19 protein-coding genes, 1 other RNA gene and 2 pseudogenes are annotated in these 19,439 nt (G+C 71.3%); 9 read left to right on the top strand and 13 right to left on the bottom strand.

What is annotated here, in order from left to right; genetic code table 11:
• Positions 1–18 precede the first annotated feature (18 nt).
• Together EMA17_RS37560 and EMA17_RS37555 are read right to left on the bottom strand one after the other, a co-directional pair.
• A complete protein-coding gene (locus EMA17_RS37560; RefSeq protein ID WP_126641709.1) occupies positions 19–1,185 on the bottom strand; it encodes a 4-hydroxybenzoate 3-monooxygenase in 1,167 nt (388 codons plus the stop codon).
• A 240-nt stretch (positions 1,186–1,425) separates the two neighbouring features.
• The gene (locus EMA17_RS37555; RefSeq protein ID WP_246127153.1) at positions 1,426–2,643 is read right to left on the bottom strand and encodes a putative hexosyltransferase; all 1,218 of its coding nucleotides are present in this window, start codon (positions 2,641–2,643) and stop codon (positions 1,426–1,428) included.
• A gap of 168 nt (positions 2,644–2,811) precedes the next feature.
• Between EMA17_RS37555 and EMA17_RS37550 the strand changes: the two genes are divergently transcribed.
• On the top strand, positions 2,812–3,774 hold the full coding sequence (locus EMA17_RS37550; RefSeq protein ID WP_126641674.1) for an alpha/beta hydrolase: 963 nt from the start codon (positions 2,812–2,814) through the stop codon (positions 3,772–3,774).
• Positions 3,775–4,019: 245 nt separating this feature from the next.
• On the opposite strand, the gene EMA17_RS37545 is transcribed toward EMA17_RS37550, so the two are convergent.
• The 5 genes and pseudogenes from EMA17_RS37545 to EMA17_RS37525 form a co-directional block, all read right to left on the bottom strand.
• Entirely contained in the window at positions 4,020–4,397 is a 378-nt protein-coding gene (locus tag EMA17_RS37545; protein ID WP_126641673.1) for an STAS domain-containing protein, read from the bottom strand.
• Between the two features lie 110 nt (positions 4,398–4,507).
• Positions 4,508–5,875: an L-serine ammonia-lyase gene (locus EMA17_RS37540; RefSeq protein WP_126641672.1), complete on the bottom strand. Its 1,368-nt coding sequence runs from the start codon at positions 5,873–5,875 to the stop codon at positions 4,508–4,510.
• Positions 5,876–5,998: 123 nt separating this feature from the next.
• Positions 5,999–6,865, bottom strand: coding sequence for a regulatory protein RecX (locus EMA17_RS37535; protein ID WP_126641671.1), 867 nt, complete (start codon positions 6,863–6,865; stop codon positions 5,999–6,001).
• A 136-nt stretch (positions 6,866–7,001) separates the two neighbouring features.
• A pseudogene (recA, locus tag EMA17_RS37530) lies at positions 7,002–8,015 on the bottom strand (recombinase RecA); the annotation flags it as partial.
• Positions 8,016–8,222: 207 nt separating this feature from the next.
• Positions 8,223–8,414: a hypothetical protein gene (locus EMA17_RS37525; RefSeq protein WP_078975031.1), complete on the bottom strand. Its 192-nt coding sequence runs from the start codon at positions 8,412–8,414 to the stop codon at positions 8,223–8,225.
• A gap of 263 nt (positions 8,415–8,677) precedes the next feature.
• On the opposite strand from EMA17_RS37525, the gene EMA17_RS37520 reads away from it, so the two are divergent.
• Positions 8,678–9,286 carry an NADPH-dependent FMN reductase gene (locus EMA17_RS37520; RefSeq protein WP_126641669.1) on the top strand — a complete coding sequence of 203 codons (609 nt, stop codon included), beginning with the start codon at positions 8,678–8,680 and terminating at the stop codon, positions 9,284–9,286.
• Between the two features lie 145 nt (positions 9,287–9,431).
• Here the strand turns inward: EMA17_RS37520 and npdG are convergent, their stop codons facing one another.
• The gene (gene npdG, locus EMA17_RS37515; protein WP_101897013.1) at positions 9,432–10,124 is read right to left on the bottom strand and encodes an NADPH-dependent F420 reductase; all 693 of its coding nucleotides are present in this window, start codon (positions 10,122–10,124) and stop codon (positions 9,432–9,434) included.
• Between the two features lie 135 nt (positions 10,125–10,259).
• On the opposite strand from npdG, the gene EMA17_RS37510 reads away from it, so the two are divergent.
• Both EMA17_RS37510 and EMA17_RS37505 read left to right on the top strand, forming a co-directional pair.
• Positions 10,260–10,793 (top strand): YegP family protein, encoded by a 534-nt coding sequence (locus tag EMA17_RS37510; RefSeq protein ID WP_126641668.1) that lies wholly within the window; start codon positions 10,260–10,262, stop codon positions 10,791–10,793.
• Between the two features lie 144 nt (positions 10,794–10,937).
• Positions 10,938–11,711 carry an MgtC/SapB family protein gene (locus tag EMA17_RS37505; RefSeq protein ID WP_246127152.1) on the top strand — a complete coding sequence of 258 codons (774 nt, stop codon included), beginning with the start codon at positions 10,938–10,940 and terminating at the stop codon, positions 11,709–11,711.
• 27 nt (positions 11,712–11,738) lie between these two features.
• Here EMA17_RS37505 and EMA17_RS37500 read toward each other — a convergent pair whose 3' ends face one another.
• Entirely contained in the window at positions 11,739–11,957 is a 219-nt protein-coding gene (locus EMA17_RS37500) for a hypothetical protein (protein WP_246127151.1), read from the bottom strand.
• A gap of 81 nt (positions 11,958–12,038) precedes the next feature.
• On the opposite strand from EMA17_RS37500, the gene map reads away from it, so the two are divergent.
• Together map and EMA17_RS37490 are read left to right on the top strand one after the other, a co-directional pair.
• A complete protein-coding gene (gene map, locus EMA17_RS37495; protein WP_126641667.1) occupies positions 12,039–12,887 on the top strand; it encodes a type I methionyl aminopeptidase in 849 nt (282 codons plus the stop codon).
• 90 nt (positions 12,888–12,977) lie between these two features.
• Positions 12,978–13,937 carry an SCO2278 family lipoprotein gene (locus EMA17_RS37490; RefSeq protein WP_126641666.1) on the top strand — a complete coding sequence of 320 codons (960 nt, stop codon included), beginning with the start codon at positions 12,978–12,980 and terminating at the stop codon, positions 13,935–13,937.
• 22 nt (positions 13,938–13,959) lie between these two features.
• On the opposite strand, the gene EMA17_RS37485 is transcribed toward EMA17_RS37490, so the two are convergent.
• The 3 genes from EMA17_RS37485 to EMA17_RS37475 form a co-directional block, all read right to left on the bottom strand.
• Complete coding sequence (locus EMA17_RS37485; RefSeq protein WP_246127150.1) at positions 13,960–14,649, bottom strand: bifunctional DNA primase/polymerase; 690 nt, start codon at positions 14,647–14,649, stop codon at positions 13,960–13,962.
• Positions 14,650–14,969: 320 nt separating this feature from the next.
• Positions 14,970–15,206 carry a chaplin gene (locus tag EMA17_RS37480; protein WP_126641705.1) on the bottom strand — a complete coding sequence of 79 codons (237 nt, stop codon included), beginning with the start codon at positions 15,204–15,206 and terminating at the stop codon, positions 14,970–14,972.
• A 177-nt stretch (positions 15,207–15,383) separates the two neighbouring features.
• The gene (locus EMA17_RS37475) at positions 15,384–16,091 is read right to left on the bottom strand and encodes a DUF732 domain-containing protein (RefSeq protein ID WP_126641665.1); all 708 of its coding nucleotides are present in this window, start codon (positions 16,089–16,091) and stop codon (positions 15,384–15,386) included.
• A 109-nt stretch (positions 16,092–16,200) separates the two neighbouring features.
• Between EMA17_RS37475 and EMA17_RS37470 the strand changes: the two genes are divergently transcribed.
• On the top strand, positions 16,201–16,461 hold the full coding sequence (locus EMA17_RS37470) for a hypothetical protein (RefSeq protein ID WP_126641664.1): 261 nt from the start codon (positions 16,201–16,203) through the stop codon (positions 16,459–16,461).
• Positions 16,462–16,465: 4 nt separating this feature from the next.
• Here the strand turns inward: EMA17_RS37470 and yaaA are convergent, their stop codons facing one another.
• Positions 16,466–17,263, bottom strand: coding sequence for a peroxide stress protein YaaA (yaaA, locus tag EMA17_RS37465; RefSeq protein WP_126641663.1), 798 nt, complete (start codon positions 17,261–17,263; stop codon positions 16,466–16,468).
• Between the two features lie 384 nt (positions 17,264–17,647).
• Between yaaA and EMA17_RS37460 the strand changes: the two are divergent.
• A pseudogene (locus tag EMA17_RS37460) lies at positions 17,648–18,808 on the top strand (RNB domain-containing ribonuclease); the annotation flags it as partial.
• 80 nt (positions 18,809–18,888) lie between these two features.
• An RNA gene (gene rnpB, locus EMA17_RS37455) (RNase P RNA component class A) lies at positions 18,889–19,298 on the top strand.
• Positions 19,299–19,439 lie beyond the last annotated feature (141 nt).

Here is a 19,439-nt window from a genome sequence, read left to right as displayed (position 1 = left end):
TCGTCGCGATGGATCTCGTCACACGCCGACGTAGTTCTCGGCGAACCAGTCCTGCTGCACCCGTGAGGTGCGCAGCGACTCGACCCGCGAGCGGCGCAACCGGTCCCGGAACAACGTCTCGTCGTCCGACCCGGGCGGGCGGTGCAGGAGCCGGATCATCCACAGCGAGAACTCCTGCGCCCGCCAGATGTGCGCCAGGCACCGCGCCGAGTAGCGGGCCAGCGGCTCGGGGTCGGCGTGCACGAGGTCCGCGATCAGCGCCCGGGCCAGGATCTCCGCCTCCAGGACCGCGAGGTTCGCGCCCTTCGCGGCGGACGGACTCACCAGGCTCGCCGCGTCCCCGACCAGGAACAGCGAGCCGTACCGCAGCGGTTCCAGCACGTCGGACTCCAGGTCCACGACGGCGCGCCGCCGAATCGGGCCGGTCCGCAGCGGCCCGTAGTCCGCCGCGCGCATCCGCACCGCCAACTCGTCCCAGACCCGCTCGTCGGGCCAGGCGTCGATCGAGGCGCCCGGCGCGCACTGCAGGTAGTAGCGCGTGGTGTCCGGGGTGCGCGCCATGTGGCCGGCGAAGCCGCGCGCATGCATCGCGTAGCCGACGGCGTCCATGCTCGGCGGCGCGTCGGCGAGCACACCCAGCCAGGACACGCCGTGGTCGCGCCGGTGGTGCCGGACCGCACCGGGCGGGATCGACCGCCGGGCGACCCCGTGCCGGCCGTCGCAGCCGGCGACGTATCCGGCCGTCCAGCCGCCGGGGCGCCCGTCCGCCTCGCGCGCCCGCACGGACGGTCGCGAGGTGTCCGCGTCGACCACCGCCGTCGCCTCGGTCCCGAACCGGATCCGGCCGCCCGCGTCGAGATACCGCGCCAACAGGTCCGTGACCAGGTCCTGTTGCTGGTAGACCGTGTGTGCCTCCCCGCTGCCCAGCCGGCCGTAGTCCAGCCGGAAGCGCTCGCCCTCGGTGCGGAACTCGCAGACGCCGTGCTCCCGGCCTCGTCTGCGCAGGCCCTCGGCCAGGCCGTTGCGCTCCAGCACCCGTACGGTGTTCGCGGCCAGGAACCCCGCCCGCGCCCGGGTCTCGATGTGCGCCCGACCGGCACGTTCCAGGACGACGCAGTCGACCCCGCGCCCGTGCAGGATGTTCGCGAGGATCAGCCCGGCGGGCCCGGCCCCGAGGATGACCACGTCGGTCGTGTCACGAGTCCCGGCACTGTGGTGTTCTGTCACAGGAATGGATGCTAATCGTCGGTAAATGCCCAACTATTCGGCCATCACCCGAATGCCGATCACAACAGTCGCGGCAGCGAAATCCCACGTCGGTCGGGGCACTCCCCAGGCGACCGGGACCACGGGGGGCACGCGCCGGCCGGGGGAGGGGCGGCGGACGAGTCGGCCGCTACGCCGGGCAGGTCGGCCGAGGTCCGGTCAGATTCCGTAGTGCCACGTGGTCAGCATGTACGCGCCGTACCACATCCCGAACAGGCACGCGCCGCCCAGCACCAGCACGGCCGTGCGGGTCCGCGCCCGGGCCAGCACCGTCGCGAGCGGGACGAAGAACAGCAGCGTGGGGATCATCAGCCGCAACTTCGAGTGGTAGTAGTTGCTCTGACACAGCGTCATCACCAGGATCGACAGCCCGTACACCGCCAACGGCGGCCAGATGCGCCGGTTCAGCGCGACCAGCGAGCCGACCACCGCCGCGATGATCAGCACCGCCGTGCTGACCGCTATCCACTGGTCGCCGTTGCGCAGCGTGTCGGTGAGGAAGTGCCGGACCGCGTCCCCGTTGTCCCACTTGGTGCCCCACCCGGCGTCCTGGATGGTGAACCAGGCGTCGATCTCGCCCAACCGCTCGCCCACCCACAACAGGTAGAGCGGCATCCCCATGCACGCGATCGCACACGCGGCGATCGGCGCGGACATCAGCCGCCGATGCCGCCACATCTCCATCAGCGCCGCCACCCCGAGCGCGGCGATCGCCGCGATGCCCGCCGGTCGGGTCACGCTGGTCAGACACGCGAGCAGGCCCGCGGTCAACCAGGCTCGGCGATGCGCGGCCAGCAGCGTGCCCACCGCGAGGGCCAGGAAGAGCGTCTCGCTGTAGGCCATCGAGAACACCACGGACATCGGCTGCGCGCCGCCCACCAGGACGACCATCGCCAGCGCCGCGCGCCGGTCGTACAGGCGCGTCATGAACACGTACAGCACGCACATCGCGACGGCCGTGGCCAGGTGCCCGGCGATCAGACCGGCCGTCTCGTAGTCGGTGCCGGTCAGGTAGTGCACGATCCGGACCAGGCCCGGATACAGCGGGAAGAACGCGAGCGTGTTCCCGGTGAGGTCGCCCTCGGGGGTGTACGTGAAGCTGTCCGGATAGCCGTGCGCGGCGACGTCCACGTACCAGTGCGCGTCCCACTGCAACAGCCGATCCCGCAGGCTCGGTCCGCCCGGCGGGATCATCCACGAGAGCACGAGCAGTTGCGCCAGCGCGGTGGCGGCGTAGACGGCCAGCGGTCGCCACAGGATGCGAAGCCCGCGTTCCACGAACGACAGGGCTCCCGACAAGCGCTCGTCGGATGCGCCCCGGCCCGGTCCGGACGGGGGCGCGCCCGGTATCCGGGGTTCGTCGATGACGGTCAACACGTACTCCTCGTTGGGTTCGTCTATTGAACGCTGGGGGCAACTGGGGCGGTTGACGCCCTTCGTGCCGTTTCTGTGTGGCCTATGTCACGCGCTCGACTTCTGACGCTCTGTCAACTCCGGGCGTGAAGTTCTACTGTGCTGCTTCGTAGTTCCGTTCGGAGGAGTCGCATGCCCGTCGCACCGCAGATCCAGCCGATCCTCGACGCTGTCGCCGCCGCGCCGCCCCTTCCGGCCGACCTGCCCCTGGCGGAGCGTCGTGCCGCGTCGAACAAAGGTCTCGAGACGACCATCCTCGCGTCCGTCGAGCCCGCGCCGAAAGATGTGACGACGCGGGAAGTGAGCATCACCGTCAAGGAGCCCGAGCCGGGCAGGATCACCGCCCGCGTGTACACGCCGGCCGGACCCGCGCCCAAGGGCGGTCGTCCAGGCTACGTGTACCTCCACGACGGCGCGTGGTGGCTGGGCTCGGTCGACGCGTCCGACAGCCACTGCGCGCACATCGCCGCGGAGAGCGGCGCGGTGGTGGTCTCGGTCGAGTATCGCCTGGCCCCCGAGTTCAAGTTCCCCTGGCCCCTGGAGGACGCGTACGCCGCGTGGATCTGGGTTCAGGAGCGCGCGTTCCAGTTGGGCGTGAACGCGGACAAGGTCGCCATCGGCGGCACCGGCGCCGGGGGCAATCTGGCCGCCGCCTGCGCCCTGATGTTGCGCGACCGCCGCCAGCCGACCCCGGTGGCCCAGGTGCTGGACTGCCCGATCCTGGACCTGACCCTGGCGCGGCCGTCGGTGGCGGAGAACGGCGAGGGCCACCTGCTCACCCGCGCCGGCCTGGAGTTCGCCGTCGCGCAGTACCTGTCCAGCCCGCGCAGCGAGGCCACCGACCCGCTGGCCTCGCCACTGCACGCCGAGGACCTGGCCGGGCTGCCCACCGCGCTGGTGCTCACCGCCGAGTACGATCCGCTGCGGGACGAGGGCGAGGCGTACGCGAAGCGCCTGGAGGAAGCCGGTGTCGCGGTCGAGGGCAAGCGCTGGGACGGTTTCGTGCACGGGGCCAGCGAGCTGACCGCGCTGCTCCCCGAGGCGCGCGAGTATCGCTCGACGATGGCGCGGTTCCTCGAGCGCACCCTGGGCTGATCCGGGCGCGGGGCCGCCTCACCCGCCCCCGCCCCGACCCCGAACATGCGGCGGCCGTCCCGTCGGGCTTGCGCTCGACGGGACGGCCAAAGGTCCACGGCCTTCGGGCGACAGCAGAAACATCCGGCGCGCGGACACTCCAAGTGTGGCGTGCATGATCGAATCCGGCCACCCCTCGACCGGACTTTGATCATGTCGGGGACCGATTCCGCTCACAGCGCAGCGCGTATCGGACAGTGGCGCGGCTACTCGCGCCCGACGGGCGCCCCCTCGGCGTCCAGCGCCTCGCGCACCGTCTCGTGCACGGCGACCATCAGCGTGAAGCCGGTCAGCCGCAACACCCGCTCGACCGCGCGCGTCGGCGCGATCAGCCGCAGCGAGCCGCCCGCCTCCCGCACGCGTCGCTCCGCGCGGACCAGGATCCGCAGTCCGAAGGAGTCGATGAAGGCGACCGAGGACAGATCCAGGAGCAGGCGGGTCGGCTCGGCCGACACCTGTCGACCCAGCGCGTCGTCCAGGATCGGACCGCTGTCCATGTCGATCTCGCCGTGCACGGTCACCAACGTATGACCGGCTCCGACCGCCGACACCTGCACCAGGAGGGGACCACTCTCGTCATTCACGGGCGCATGCCTACCCCTCGTCCCCGGAAGCACACCTCACCCCGTCGGTGCGATCGCGCACCCCGCGACCGGGCGCTCGGCGAGACTCGGCACTCGGCACTCGCCGAGACTCAGCACTCGATGATGTTCACCGCGAGGCCGCCCCGGGCGGTCTCCTTGTACTTGGTCTTCATGTCGGCGCCGGTCTCCTTCATGGTCTTGATGACCTTGTCCAGCGACACGTGGTGCCGGCCGTCGCCGCGCAGCGCCAGTCGGGCCGCGGTGACCGCCTTGACCCCGGCCATGCCGTTGCGCTCGATGCACGGGATCTGGACCAGGCCGCCGACCGGGTCGCAGGTCAGCCCGAGGTTGTGCTCCATCCCGATCTCGGCGGCGTTCTCCACCTGCTCGGGGGTGCCGCCCAGCACCTCGGCCAGACCGCCGGCGGCCATTGCGCAGGCCGAGCCCACCTCGCCCTGGCAGCCGACCTCGGCGCCGGAGATCGAGGCGTTCTCCTTGAACAACATGCCGATCGCACCCGCGGCGAGCAGGAAGCGCACCACGCCGTCGTCGTCGGCGCCCGGGACGGTCTCCACGTAGTGGTGCAGCACGGCCGGAATGATCCCGGCGGCGCCGTTGGTGGGCGCGGTGACCACCCGGCCGCCCGCCGCGTTCTCCTCGTTGACCGCCATCGCCCACAGGGTGACCCACTCCATCGCGTGCGTGGGCCGGTCCCCCTCGGCGCGCAGCGTGCGGGCGGTACGGGCGGCGCGACGGCGCACCTTGAGGCCGCCCGGCAGGATTCCCTCGGTGGCCAGGCCGCGCTCGACACACCCGCGCATCACCTGCCAGATCTCGAGCAGTTCGGCCCGGATCTCCGCCTCGGTGCGCCAGGCCTTCTCGTTCTCCAGCATCAGCGCGGACACCGACAACCCGGTCTCCCGGGTCAGCCGCAACAACTCGTCGCCGGTGCGGAAGGGGTGGCGCAGCACGGTGTCGTCGGGCTTGACCCGGTCCGCGCCCACCGCGTCCTCGTCCACCACGAAGCCGCCGCCGACCGAGTAGTAGGTCTTGCTCAGCAACTCGGTGCCGTCGGCGTCCCGGGCCCACGCGGTCATCCCGTTGGCGTGGTACGGCAGCGTCTTGCGGCGGTGCAGCACCAGGTCGCGGTCGCCGTCGAAGTCGATCTCGTGCACCCCGTGCAGCCGCAACATCCCCGACTCGCGGATCCGGGCCAGCTCCGGCTCGACCTCCTCCGGGTCGACCGTGCGCGGCGAATAACCCTCCAGGCCGAGCAGCACCGCGCGCGGGGTGCCGTGCCCGTGCCCGGTCGCGCCCAGGGAGCCGTACAGCTCGACCCGGACCGAGGCGACCCGGTCGAGGACACCCTCGCTCTTCAGCCGCTGCGCGAACATCCGCGCGGCGCGCATCGGACCCACCGTGTGGGAGCTCGACGGGCCGATCCCGATCGAGAACATGTCGAACACACTGATCGCCAAGGCGGATGGCCCTTCAAGCGGACGGCTGGAGCGAAACGGTGCCGGCGGACCCGTTCGTGACGGCCCGACGGCTCGGACAACGCTCCCAGGCTAGGTCACCGGGCGATCCGGCGGAGGCCGGGATCAGGCCGGCCCGTCCCAGGCGCGCCACGGAGTCTCGGCCGGGTCGTCGCTCTCGTCGGCCTCGGCCTCGTGATCGAGCGCCTCGCGGACGACTCGGACGGCCAACCCCTCGCCGTATCCCTTGCGCGCGAGCATGCCCGCCAACCTGCGGATTCGCTTGTCCCGATCCAGGCCGCGCGTGCCCGGCAACCGGCGGGCGACCAGGGCCCGGGCGGTCTCCAACTCCTGCTCGGGTTCCAGTTGCGCGACCGCCTCGTCGACCACGACCGCGTCCACCCCGCGCCGGCGGAGTTCCTGGGCCAGTGCCCGTCGGGCCAGCCCCTTGCCCGTGTGCCTGGTGCTCACCCACGCGTCGGCGAAGGCCGTGTCGTCGATCAGGCCGACGTCGGTGAAGCGGCCCAGTACGTATTCCGCGACCTCGTCGGGCACCTCGCGGCGGCGCAGCGCGTCGGCCAACTGGGCCCGGGTGCGCGCCCGCCCGGTCAGCAGCCGCAGACAGATCGCCCGCGCCGTCGCCTCCGGATCGGCGAGCGGTTCCGGAGCCGCGTCGACGTCCTCGTCGGCCGGCCGCTCCGAGTCCTCGGTGTCACGACGGGCCCGGCCCCGAGTCCCGGCCCGCCTGTCGCGTTTCGCCCGACCACTCCCGGTCCCACGACCGCGAGCGTGTCGGTCCGTGCCCGTGACGCCGGCCCCCGAGCCGTCGTCGATCGCATCCCGCTCGCCCGCCTCGTGCTCTTCCGAGCCACGGCGCGCCGAGCGAGCCCGGCGGTTACCGGCTCCCGGAGCACCACGTCGCCCGCCGGCACCGCGCGTGCCGCCGGCCACGGTGTCGGCGCCCGACGGGGCGGCGGCCTCGATGGCGGCCATCGCGGCCCTCAGTTCGGCGGCGTCGACCGGTGGCCGGGGGGCTGGGGAGACGGATCCGTCGACGGATCCGTCTCCCCACGTGTTCGACCACTCGCCGGCAGGGCGAACCACGGACTCAGCCCTCCTCGGGTTCCGCCTCCGCCGGTGCGTCGACCCTCGGGCCGACTCCCAGCTTCTCCTTGATCTTCTTCTCGATCTCGTCGGAGAGGTCGGGGTTGTCGCGGAGGAACTTGCGCGCGTTCTCCTTGCCCTGACCGAGCTGGTCGCCCTCGTACGTGTACCAGGCGCCGGACTTGCGCACGAAGCCGTGCTCCACGCCCATGTCGATCAGGCCGCCCTCGCGGCTGATCCCGATGCCGTAGAGGATGTCGAACTCGGCCTGCTTGAACGGCGACGCGAGCTTGTTCTTGACGACCTTGACCCGGGTGCGGTTGCCGACCGCCTCGGTGCCGTCCTTGAGCGTCTCGATCCGCCGGATGTCGAGGCGGACGGAGGCGTAGAACTTCAGCGCCCGGCCACCGGTCGTGGTCTCCGGCGAACCGAACATCACGCCGATCTTCTCGCGCAGCTGGTTGATGAACAGCGCGGTGGTGTTCGTCTGGTTGAGCGCACCGGTGATCTTGCGCAGCGCCTGGCTCATCAGTCGGGCCTGGAGACCCACGTGCGAGTCGCCCATCTCGCCCTCGATCTCGGCGCGCGGCACGAGCGCCGCCACCGAGTCGATCACGATGATGTCGACCGCGCCGGAGCGGGTCAGCATGTCGACGATCTCCAGCGCCTGCTCGCCGGTGTCCGGCTGGGAGACCAGGAGGGCGTCGGTGTCGACGCCGAGCTTCTTGGCGTATTCCGGGTCGAGCGCGTGCTCGGCGTCGACGATGGCCGCGATGCCGCCGGCCCGCTGGACGCTCGCGATGGCGTGCAGCGCGAGGCTCGTCTTGCCGGAGCCTTCCGGGCCGTAGACCTCGATGACCCGGCCGCGCGGGAGTCCGCCGATGCCCAGCGCCACGTCGAGCGAGATCGAGCCGGTGGGAATGACCTCGATCGGCGCGCGCACCTCGTCGCCGAGGCGCATCACCGAGCCCTTCCCGAACTGTCGTTCAATTTGGGCGAGGGCGTTTTCGAGCGCCTTCTCGCGATCCTGTCCAGCCATGGATGCCGCCTTGCCGGTCTGTGGTGTTCGCTTCACACCTTGAACGCTAACCCGTCGCACCGACACGGAGGCACGACCGGCGCACGCCTGTGGACAACGTCGGATCGAAGCGTAGCCCGAACCTTTGTTCGAATTCGATGCCGACACACCATCCGGCACCGGCATCCACCCTTACGGGGGACGGCCGGCGGGCGGCGGGAGCGGGGATCAGGCCCGCGCGGCGAGGTCGCGCGCACGGCGCACCCGCTGCCGGCGCAGGTAGTAGAACGCGATGTTGCCGTCGAGCGCGGCGAGGAGCACGAACGGCAGGCCGAGCCAACTCCCGTTGACGAAGGCCACCACGGCGGCGGCGAGCGCCAGCACGCACACGATCACGGCGAGGACGACGATGCGGGGCATGGCGGGGGCTCCAGACGGGTGCGGGCAGACCTCGGTCGCGGCGCTTTCCGGCGCGACGCGGCTCCATTGTCGCCCCCGACGACCACCCGGCCCGCACCCACCCGGCGCCACCTCGCACCACCCGCGGCCACTCGGCGCCACGACCCGTGGCACGGCCCCGGCCGGAAGTTGAATCCGCAACAAGCCCGCGCTACATTGTTAAACGTTCAACAACCTTCCCCCCGGCCCTACCCGGCACCCTCTCTCCATCCACGGAGGAACCCATGTCCCGCATCCTTGCCATCTCCGGTTCGCTGCGCGCCGAGTCGTTCAACACGGCTCTGCTGAACGCCCTCCAGCCGTTCGCGCCCGAGGGCATGCAGATCGAGGTGTTCAAGGGTCTCGACGAACTGCCGCACTTCAACCAGGACCTGGAGCCGAACCCGCCCGCCACCGTGGTGCGCCTGCGTGAGGCGATCGTCGAGGCCGACGGCCTGATCATCACCACCCCCGAGTACAACCGCAGCCTGCCGGGCGTGCTCAAGAACGCGCTGGACTGGGCCTCGCGTCCGTACGCCCAGGGCGTCCTGACCGGCAAGTCGATCGTCGCCATGTCCGCCTCGCCCGGCCCCCAGGGCGGCATCCGCGCGCTGATCCAGCTCAAGGCGCTGCTGCGGGACCTGGGCAACTTCGTCGTCTCCGGCCCGGAGATCGCGGTGCCCGAGGTGCACACCCGGCTCGGCGTCGAGGCCGACGTACAGCACGTGCTGACCGACCCGGTCACCGCCGGCATGGTCACCCACGTGCTCGGCGGCCTGCGGGACGCGATCGACAACGGTGCCGGCGAGCTGGTCACCCGCCCGCTCCGGACCTGGAACGCCGCCCAGGTCTGATCCCCGGGCGACTCCGGGCGATCCCCCGGCACCCTCGGCTCCGGCCCCGAAAACCACGAACGGCGTGCGGCCCCACATCCTCGGATGCGCGGGGCCGCACGCCGTCGTGCGTCGGACGGGCACTGGCGGGCGTGGCCGGGCCGGCTCACACGTCGGTGACGCGCAGTCCGGCGTGTGCCTTGTAGCGGCGGTTGGTCGAGATCAGGTTGGCGGTCAGCCCCTCGACCTGCCGCGCGTTGCGCAGCCGGCCGGCGTACACCCCGCGCATGCCGGGGATCCGCGACGCGAGCGCCTGCACCGCGTCGGTGGCCTCACGCTTGTCGCCGAGCACCATGATGTCGGTGTCGAGCGACTCCACGTTCGGGTCGAGCAGCAGCACCGCGGACACGTGGTGGAAGGCGGCCGTCACGGTCGAGTCGGGGAGCACGGCGGCGGCCTGCTGGGCGGCGCTGCCCTCCTCGACGTCGAGCACGAACGCGCCCTGCTTGTCGAAGCCCATCGGGTTCACGCAGTCGACCACGATCTTGCCCGCCAGCTCGCCCGTGAGGGAGAGCAGCAGATCGCGGTGTCCCTCCCAGGGGACGGCGATGATCACGATGTCGCTCTCGGCCGCGCAGGTGGCGTTGTCGGCGCCGCGCACGCCGGCACCGAGTTCGGCCGCGGCGGACGCGGCACGGTCGGCGCTGCGCGAGCCGATGATCACTTTTTGGCCGGCGACGGCCAGGCGGTACGCGAGGCCGCGGCCCTGCTCACCGGTGCCGCCGAGGACGCCGACCACCAGATCGTCGATGTTCGGCAGGTCGCGCGGGTCACGCTTGGGGGACGAGGGGGTTGTCATGGGCGCGATCCTGCCGGCCGAAACCCGAGAGAACACGGGGTCCGCGCCCGGATGCAGTCGAGGTCACAGTGGTTTTCGGCTGCGGAGGTCGATTCACCCCTAAATAGCACTTATATATGACAACCGGGACGAACCATGTTTCCGTGGAGGAGAAAACTTTCTCTTCTCTCCCAGGGAGATGTCGTGCCGGCCAAATTCATCGTCACCAAGGGACGCTCCGGCAAGTTCGGATTCGTGTTGACCGCCGCCAACGGTTCGACGGTCATCAAGTCCGCGCCCTATGAAACGAAGCGCGAGGCGCTGACCGCACTTCGCTACATCCAGCGCAACGGCGACACCGAAACGGTCGACGACCGTACGGTCGACACCACGGCGGCACGCGCGTCGGCCGCCGTCGTGCGAAAGCGCCCGGTGTCCAAACCGGTCGCCTCGCGTCCCCGAAAGGCGGTATCCGGTACCCGAAAGGCGGTATCGAGTCCCCGAAAGGCCGCGTCCCAGCGAAGGGCCGTATCCAAGACGGCCGGCTCGCGTCCCCGAAAGGCCGTATCCAGGACGGCCACGTCGCGTCCCCGAAAGGCCGTATCCAGGACGGCCACGTCGCGTCCGCGGAAGGCCGTGGCCAGGACGACCACCTCGCGCACGCGCACCACGGCTCGCTCGCGCGCCTGACGTTCCGTCGCCCACCCCTCCCTCGATCGCGGTATCCGAACCTCGTCCGTGACCCATTGCTCCGTATGGAGTCGTAGCGAGCGAGCAGAGGAAGAGGATCGAGCAGCCCCGGGACCCCCGGTCCCGGGCGGAGGAGGTGGGCGCGTGCATTCCGGAACGACCCTGGCGGCGTGGTCGGAGGGGATCGGCGCGAGTCAGGGGTGGACCCAGTTCTCCGAGTTGATGCTCTCCTTCGTGCTCTCCAGCGTCATCGGCGTCGAGCGCGAGGTGCGCCAGAAGAGCGCGGGACTGCGCACCCACGCGCTGGTCGGGGTCGGCACCACGCTGTTCATGGAGATCTCCAAGTACGGCTTCACCGACGTGTTGCCCGCGGGCCACGTCGGCTGGGACCCCTCCCGGATCGCCGCGCAGGTGGTCTCCGGCATCGGCTTCATCGGCGGCGGCCTGATCTTCGTCCGCCGCGACACCGTGCGCGGCCTCACCACGGCCGCGGTGGTCTGGCTCACCTGCGCGATCGGCATGGCCTGCGGCGCGGGCCTGCCGTACCTGGCGATCGGGGTGACCACGCTGCACTTCGTGGTCGTCTACGGCTATCCGCCGATCATCCGCCGGATCGGCGGCCCCCGGGACCGGGCGGCCGAGATCCGGCTCTCCTATCTGCCCGGATACGGCGTGTTGTCCGCGGTCCTGGTGGCTTGTACGGGCGCCGGGTTCACCGTGGTGGACGTCTCCGTGCACAACCGCGAGCGCGAGCCCGTCGAGGAGGCCGGCGAGGTGCCGGTGACCGAACCGAGGGCCGCGGCGGTGGTGTTGCTCCTGGAGGGGCCGGGCGAACCGGGGGAACTGCTGTCGGGCCTGTCCGAACTGCCCGGGGTGCTCACCGCCGGCGGTGGGCGGGTCCCCGAACCCGCCGAGTGACCCGCCCGCCGCCGGCCGCGGGCCCGCTCAGCGGCGTCCGGGGTCGTTCCAGTGCGGATCGTTCTCCCACGCCTGATTGCGGGTCTTGGCGGTCTCCAACGCGTTCGCCGCCTCGGCGCGGGTCGCGTACGGGCCGAGCCGGTCACGGGCCGGACAGTCGGGTCCCTCCTCGACCTTGCCGTGTTTGATGCAGTAGTACCACTCGCCGGCGCGACCCTCGGGCCTGCGCCACAGTCTGAACCTCACGGCCGTCCTCCACCCACTCGATGCCGCCGCCGACCGGATCACCCGCCGGCTCGGTCGCGGCGCCGGCTACACTCGCTGGTTATGGCGATTCTCGTACCCGGTAAGCCGACCCCCATCCGCTCCGTACCCGCCGACATCCCGCGGCCGGAGTATGTCGGCAAGCCGGCCCCCACCCCGTACACCGGGCCCGAGGTGCAGGACGCCGAGACCATCGAGCGCATGCGGATCGCCGGGCGGATCGCGGCGGGCGCCATGGAGGCCGCCGCCGCGCACATCGCGCCCGGGGTGAGCACCGACGCGCTGGACAAGGTCGCCCACGAGTACGTGCTCGACCACCACGCCTATCCGTCCTGCCTGGGCTACCGGGGCTTCCCGAAGACCATCTGCACCTCGATCAACGAGGTGATCTGCCACGGCATCCCCGACACCACCCGGCTCGAGGACGGCGACATCGTCAACATCGACGTCACCGTGTTCATCGGCGGCGTGCACGGCGACACCGACGCGACCTACCTCGTGGGCGACGTGGACGAGGAGTCGCGGTTGCTCGTCGAGCGCACCCGCGAGGCGCTGAACCGGGGCATCAAGGCGGTCAAGCCGGGTCGGCAGATCAACGTGATCGGCCGGGTCATCGAGTCCTACGCGAAGCGCTTCGGCTACGGCGTGGTGCGCGACTTCACCGGCCACGGCATCAACAGCTCGTTCCACTCCGGCCTGATCATCCCGCACTACGACGACGAGCGGGCGACCACCGTGATGGAGCCCGGGATGACCTTCACCATCGAGCCGATGTTGACCCTGGGCACCCACGACTACGACATGTGGGACGACGGCTGGACCGTGGTCACCAAGGACCGCAGGCGCACCGCCCAGTTCGAGCACACGCTGGTCGTCACCGACTCCGGGGCCGAGGTCCTCACCCTGGCCTAGGGCCTGGGCGCGCTGCGTTCCGGGGTGCGGGCAGTATGGTTTCGCGAGATCTCCTCCTGCCCGCTCCCCCGGAAGAGTTGCCGACTACCGATGCGCATATCCCGCATGCCGGCCGCGGTCGCCGCCCTGCTCGCGACCGCGCTCGCCGCGACCGGCTGTGTCACCGTCAGCGGCGCGAGCACGCCCGTCGCGGCGCTGGACAAGCACGAGGCCGCCAAGGTGCTGCACGACTACGAGGTGCAGAACAACCAGGCGTACGCGAACCGCGATCTCCCGCTCAACGCGCGGGCCGAGACGGGCTCGCTCGGCGTGCTCGACCAGGCCGGTCTGCGCATCCTCGCCTTCACCGACCCGAACGGCAATCTGGGCCGGGCCCCGATCCTGCACGAGCGGCCGGAGTTCCTGATCCCGAAGGTGATCGGCTGGCCCAAGTGGTTCGCCGTGCAGAACACCCCGAACTTCAACAACGCCAAGCCGCAGTTCCTGGTCTTCCTCCGGGCGGGCCCGGACGCGGTGTGGCAGGCGGCGTGGGGGCCGACGCTGCGGAGCGAACTGCCCAAGCTGAAGCGGGATTCGTCCGGCCATCTGGAGCAGGTCTCCCCCAACGCCGGCGGACTGGCCGCCTCGCCCGGCGAACTGGCCCCCGTACTCACCGAGTTCCTCAAGGACGGCAAGACCCGCGCCGAGCTGTTCGGGCCCGACCCGTACACCGCGCAGTTGCGCAAGCAGCGGGACGAGCCGATCGGCGACGGCTACGTCCGGCAGACCGTGGACAGCCCGGCGGCGCAGTTCCCGCCGCTGGCGGTGCGCACCGCGGACGGCGGCGCGCTGGTGTTGTTCGCGCTCCAGCACAGCATCAAGCTCACCGTGCAACCCCCGCGCCGACTCGGCGACGTGGACCCGTCGACGCTGGCGTTCCTGACCGGCAAGCCGAGCCGGTCGGTCACCGAGCACCGGCTCTCCGAGTACGTCGCGGTGGTCCCGAAGGCCGGCGGCAAGGTGCAATTGGTCGGCTGGGTGTACGGCCTGGTCGGCGCCGAGGGCGAGTGAGCGGTCGCCGACCGGACGGCCGCTAGGACCAGCGTCCGTCGGCGGCCGCGGCGCCCACGGTGTCGCACGCGTCGGTGAGCACGTCGAGCACCCGCAGCGGGTCGGGCAGCGGGAGTTCGGGGCCGCGGATCCAGCGCACGGGCTGCCCCGAGGGGTGTTGCGAGGACGGCACCAGGACGTAGCTGCCCCGGCAGTGCCAGCGCAGCCCCGGGTGGGCGTCCAGCGTCTCGGGGTGGCAGTCCAACTCGCAGGGCCACCACTCGTCCTCGTCGGCGGGGGTGCCCCGGGTCGCGGTGAAGAACAGCGTGCGGTCGGGGCCGCAGGAGGCCACCGGGCCGATCTCGATGCCCTGCTCGGCGAATACCGCGAGGGCGATCTCCCCGGCCCGCGCGGGCACGTCGAGCACGTCGTGGCCCGTGCCGGTCGCGGTCACGAAGTTGGCGTCGGGATACAGCTCCAGCCAGCGCGCCACCTGTACGGGGTCGGTGGACGCCTGGGTCTGCCAGGCGAAGGAGACCGGGTGCATGCCCGGCGACGGACAGCCGACCCGGTCGCAGGAACAGCCGAAGCCCACCGGGTGCGCCGCCGGACAGACGGGCCAACCACGCTCCACCACGTCCATGAGCAGTCCGGCCCGCCGGTCGCGAACGGTGTCCGGATCCTCACGCGGTCGACGGCGCAGCCATCCGGCCATTCTGCCCATTCGCTCCATGGAACCCCTTCTTCCGCGTGCGTTGCGTGCGCGCCCCACACGGCGCCTCTGCGTATACAACGCGGAAGACCCGTCCGGGCAATCCCCATCATCGCGGGTCGCCCGCGTCCATCTGCCGACCGGGTTCGGAGATGACCGGACCAGCACGGAATGGCACGGAATGGCACGAGTAAGACGCCGCGAGCCTGCGAGAAATGTACATCGCGGATCCGCTTGTGTTCGGCGCGGCGCTCACAACGACGACCGCCCCGTTCCCGGAATGCCGGAAACGGGGCGGTCGCGCCGGCCACCGACCAAGGAGGCAGGCCGGGGCGGGCGAATCAGCCGGCGTTGACGCAGACGTTGCCGAACGTCGGGTTGAGCACGCCGATCAGAATGTCGACCGTGTTGCCGCAGATGTTGACCGGCACGTGCACCGGGATCTCGACGTTGTTGCCCGAGACGACACCGGGCGAGTTGACCGCCGCGCCGTCCGCGTCGGCGCTCGCGTTGGCGATTCCGGCGCCCATGGCCGCGATGCCACCGGCCATGGCCGCGACGGCGGCGATCTTCTTCATGTTCGTCACTGCGTTCGTTCCTCCACGTAGCGTGCCGACCAGGTTCGGCAGGCTGGTCAACGACGTGATCGTGAAGGGGAAACGCCCGGCCCGCGAGATTCACACTTTCATCTCGCGGGCCGGGCCCGTCCGGCGCCCGGGCCGGCTTTCAGGCCGGCGTTCGGGCGGTGGGGCGGGTCAGGAGACCTTGCCCGACTGGTCCGGGCAGAACGCCGCGATGGCGCCGCCGACGAGCATGCCCTTCTCCGACACACCGCTGACCGCGGTCACCTTCATCGCGGTGTCGAGCAGGGTCTTGCCCGACTTGAGGTCGGAGCAGGCCTGCTTGCCCTGCGAGACCAGTTCGGCGTCCGGGGTCGACTTCGTCCCCGGGATCAGTCGGTGCATCGTGGTGAGGAAGTTGTCCTCGCCCAGCCCGCGCGTGCCGGGGCCGGGGGCGGAGGTCGAGTCGTCGTCGGACGGCTCGGGCGCGACGGTGCGCTTGGTCGCCTTGGTCGTCGGGATCGGCGAACCCGACTTCGGGGCGCTCGTGCCGGTCGCCGAAGACGTGGAGGAGGCCGTCGACTTCTTGTCGTCGTCGCCACCGGACAGCCCCACGGCGACGAGCACGCCGACGATCGCGAGCACGGCGACCACCGAGACGCCGATCCACAGCCCCTTGCGGCTCTGGTTCGGCGGGGGCGGGTAGCCGCCGCCCTGCGGGTAGGCGCCCGGGTATTGCGGTTGTCCGTACGGGCCCGGTTGCCCCTGCGGGTACTGGGGCTGCTGGTACTGACCTGGGTACTGGCCCTGGCCCTGGCTCTGACCCGGATAGGGCGGTTGCCCGTACTGGGGCTGGCCGTACGGCTGGTTCGGGTCCTGGCCGGGCGGCGGCGGGTAACTCACTCATCCCCCATGGATGTCGGGTCGTTCACTCCGTCTGACGTGACGCACGGATCGTCCGAAAGTAGGACGAAATGCTTTGTTTTCCGTCTGCGGAGGAAGCGTCAGGATCATGAAGCTCCCCGGTTTTGTCAAGATGGGACCGACGGCGATCGTGATCGCCCTCTTGCCACTTGCCGTGGGGTGCACCGGAAACGATGCCAGGAAGATGGTCGAGGAGGGCACTCGGGAGGCCGGGGATCGAATCGACGGGCCGCACCGGATCCGGGAGACCCGTGCTGGTGACCGCCCGGCCGAGCGGGAACGGCCCGGGATTGCATGGGAGTCGGTCGGCTCGGTGGCCGGGCGGGAGGTGTTCCGGCGGCGGGAGTGAGGGGTCAGACCGCGGCGACCACGACGTCCAGGGCCCAGGGGGTGCCCGCCTGCTTCGGCTCGGCGGTCTCCACGGTCCAGCCCAGTTCCCGCAGCGCGTCGGCGAGTTCGGCCGGGTTGCGCGGTTCGGCGCCGGAGACCAGCAGGTCGCGGGTGATCCGGCCCTTGGTCGCCTTGTTGAAGTGGCTGACCACCGACCGCTTGGCCACCCCGTCCACGATCCGCTCGTGCAGCACCCGCACGGTCGCGGTGCGTTCGGCCACCGCCCCGACCGGCTTCCAGGCCGCGCCGTACGCCGCCGACCGCAGGTCCAGGACGAGGTCGTCGCCCGCGAGCCTGGGCAGTACCGGCGCCGTCACCGCGCGCCACTGCCCGGCGAGCGCGCCGATGCCGGGCAGCCGTACCCCCATCGAGCAGCGGTAGGGCGGCACTCGGTCGGTGGGCCGCAGCGCGCCCCACAGTCCGGAGAAGACCAGGATCGAACCGGCCGCGCGCGCCGCCGCCGCGCCGGTGAGCGAGGACAGGTCGAGCGCGTCGTACAGCACCCCGGTGTACAGCCCGGCCACCGGCAGCGTCGCCGCCTCGCGCAGGTCGAGGTTGCGCAGCACCTCGCCGCGCAGCTTCGGGCCGAGGCCGAGCACCTCCAGCGCCTTGCGCTCGTCGCCCTCGCACAGGGTGATCAGCGAGTCGAGCACCTGCCGCCGCACGGAGTTCAGTTCCGGCATCGAAAGACCCGCGAGATCGAGCGCGGGGCCCGTCCCCGCAGCGGCCTTGCCCTCGGAGGGCGGCAACAACACGAGCACGGGCGCAACTCCAAGCGACGCGGACGGCAGGGCGACCGACCGGGTTCGCGGCCGGCGGGCGACCGACCAAGTTTATGGGGACGACCCCGACCGAACGCGCCGCCGGCGCTCCGGGCGCGCGGGCGAAAAGCCGGGAAAGTCCTTCTCGGTGCGGCGGATCTTTCCTAAGCTCGACTCGTGCCTCGTCGCCATCTCCACATCAGGTCCGCCGACGGTGATCTCCTGCGGGCCGGCTTCGCCCGCCTGCGCACCGATCTGGCGTTGCCGGGCGCGTTCTCCCCGGAGGTGCTGGCGGAGGCCGACGTGGCGGTGCGGCGCGGACCGACATCGACTCGGCGGGATCTGACCGGGTTGCCGTTCCTGACCATCGATCCGGCCGAGTCGATGGACCTGGACCAGGCGATGCACCTGGCCCGTCGGGACGGCGGCTACCGGGTGCACTACGCGATCGCCGACGTCGCGGCGTGGGTCACCCCGGGCGGCGCTCTGGACGCGGAGACCATGCGCCGGGTGGAGACGCTGTATCTGCCCGACGAGCGCATCCCGCTGCATCCGCCGGCCCTGTCCGAGGCGGCGGCGAGCCTGCTCCCGGGTCGGGACCGGCCGGCCCTGGTGTGGGTGCTCGACCTGGACGGGTCCGGCGACCTGGTCGGCACCGACGTTTTTCGCGCGCTGGTGCGCAGTCGGGCCCGGTACGACTATCCCGGCGTGCAACGGGCGATCGAGAGCGGGTCCGCGGCGGAGCCGTTGGCGCTGCTCGCCGAGATCGGCCGGTTGCGCGAGGGGTTGGAGATCGAGCGCGGCGGGGTGAGCCTGCCGATCCCGGAGCAGGAGATCGTCGAGCACGGCGACTCGTGGCGGCTGGAGTACCGCGCGCCGATCCCCGCCGAGGGCTGGAACGCGCAGATCTCGCTGCTCACCGGGATCGCCGCCGCCGACCTGATGACCCGGGCGGGCATCGGCGTCCTGCGCACCCTGCCGCAGCCGGCGCCCGAGGCGCTCGACCGGGTCCGCCGCGTCGGGCGCGCGCTCGACGTGGCGTGGCCCGAGGGCGCCACCTACGGCGCGGTGATCCGCTCGCTCGACCCCGACAACCCCCGGCACGCCGCGTTCCTGGAGGAGGCCACCGGGCTGCTGCGCGGAGCCGGCTACACCGCGTTCGACGCGGGCGCGCCCGAGCAGGCCGGGCACGCGGCGGTCGCCGACGAGTACGCGCACGTGACCGCGCCGTTGCGGCGCCTGGTCGACCGGTACGCGGGCGAGATCTGTCTCTCGCTGGTCGCGGGCGTCGAGGTGCCCGAGTGGGTGGGCGCGCGGCTGCACGAGTTGCCCAAGGCGATGGAGAGCGGTGATCGCCGGGCCCACGAGGTCGAGCGCGAGGCGGTCTCCCTGGTCGAGGCGGTGGTGCTGGCGGACCACGTCGGCGACGTGTTCGACGCGGTGGTGGTGGATCTCAACGAGCGCGGCGATGGCGGCACGGTACAACTCGCCGAGCCGGCCGTCCGGGCCCGCTTCGACGGGCCGGGCCTGGGTCTGGGCGAGCGGGTGCGGGTGCGGCTCACCGAGGCCGACGACACCCGGCGAAGGGTTCGCTTCGCCCCGGCTAGGATGGACGGCACGGCGGATGAGTCGGCCGGGCGGCCGCGTCGGGATTCCTCCTCGGAGGGTTCCGCCGAGGAACGTCCGGGCTCCACAGGGCAGGGTGGTCGGTAACACCGACCCGGGGCGACCCGCGGGACAGTGCCACAGAAAACAGACCGCCGGCGTCCTCGGACGACCGGTAAGGGTGAAACGGTGGTGTAAGAGACCACCAGCGCCCGAGGCGACTCGGGCGGCTAGGTAAACCCCACCCGGAGCAAGGTCAAGACGAGCACCGTGAAACGTGCTCCGCGCGAACGTTCGAGGGCGGCCCGCCCGAGTTCGCGGGTAGACCGCTGGAGGCTGTCGGCAACGGCAGTCGTAGATGGATGGCCGCCTCCCCGGGCGCCGCAAGGCTCCCGGGAGACAGAACCCGGCGTATAGGCAGACTCGTCCGTCGGCCATCTGAACGAAGGCCCTCTGATCTGCGAACATGCAGGTCAGGGGGCCTTTTCGATCTCGGTCTGCACGGTCGGTTCTCCTGGTTGATCATGCCTATTCCGGCCTGATTCTGGGTGCCGTGTGGCGATCCTGTGGC

Source organism: Embleya hyalina, assembly GCF_003967355.1.
GTDB classification, from domain to species: domain Bacteria; phylum Actinomycetota; class Actinomycetes; order Streptomycetales; family Streptomycetaceae; genus Embleya; species Embleya hyalina.
This window is presented reverse-complemented; position numbering and strand designations above follow the sequence as displayed.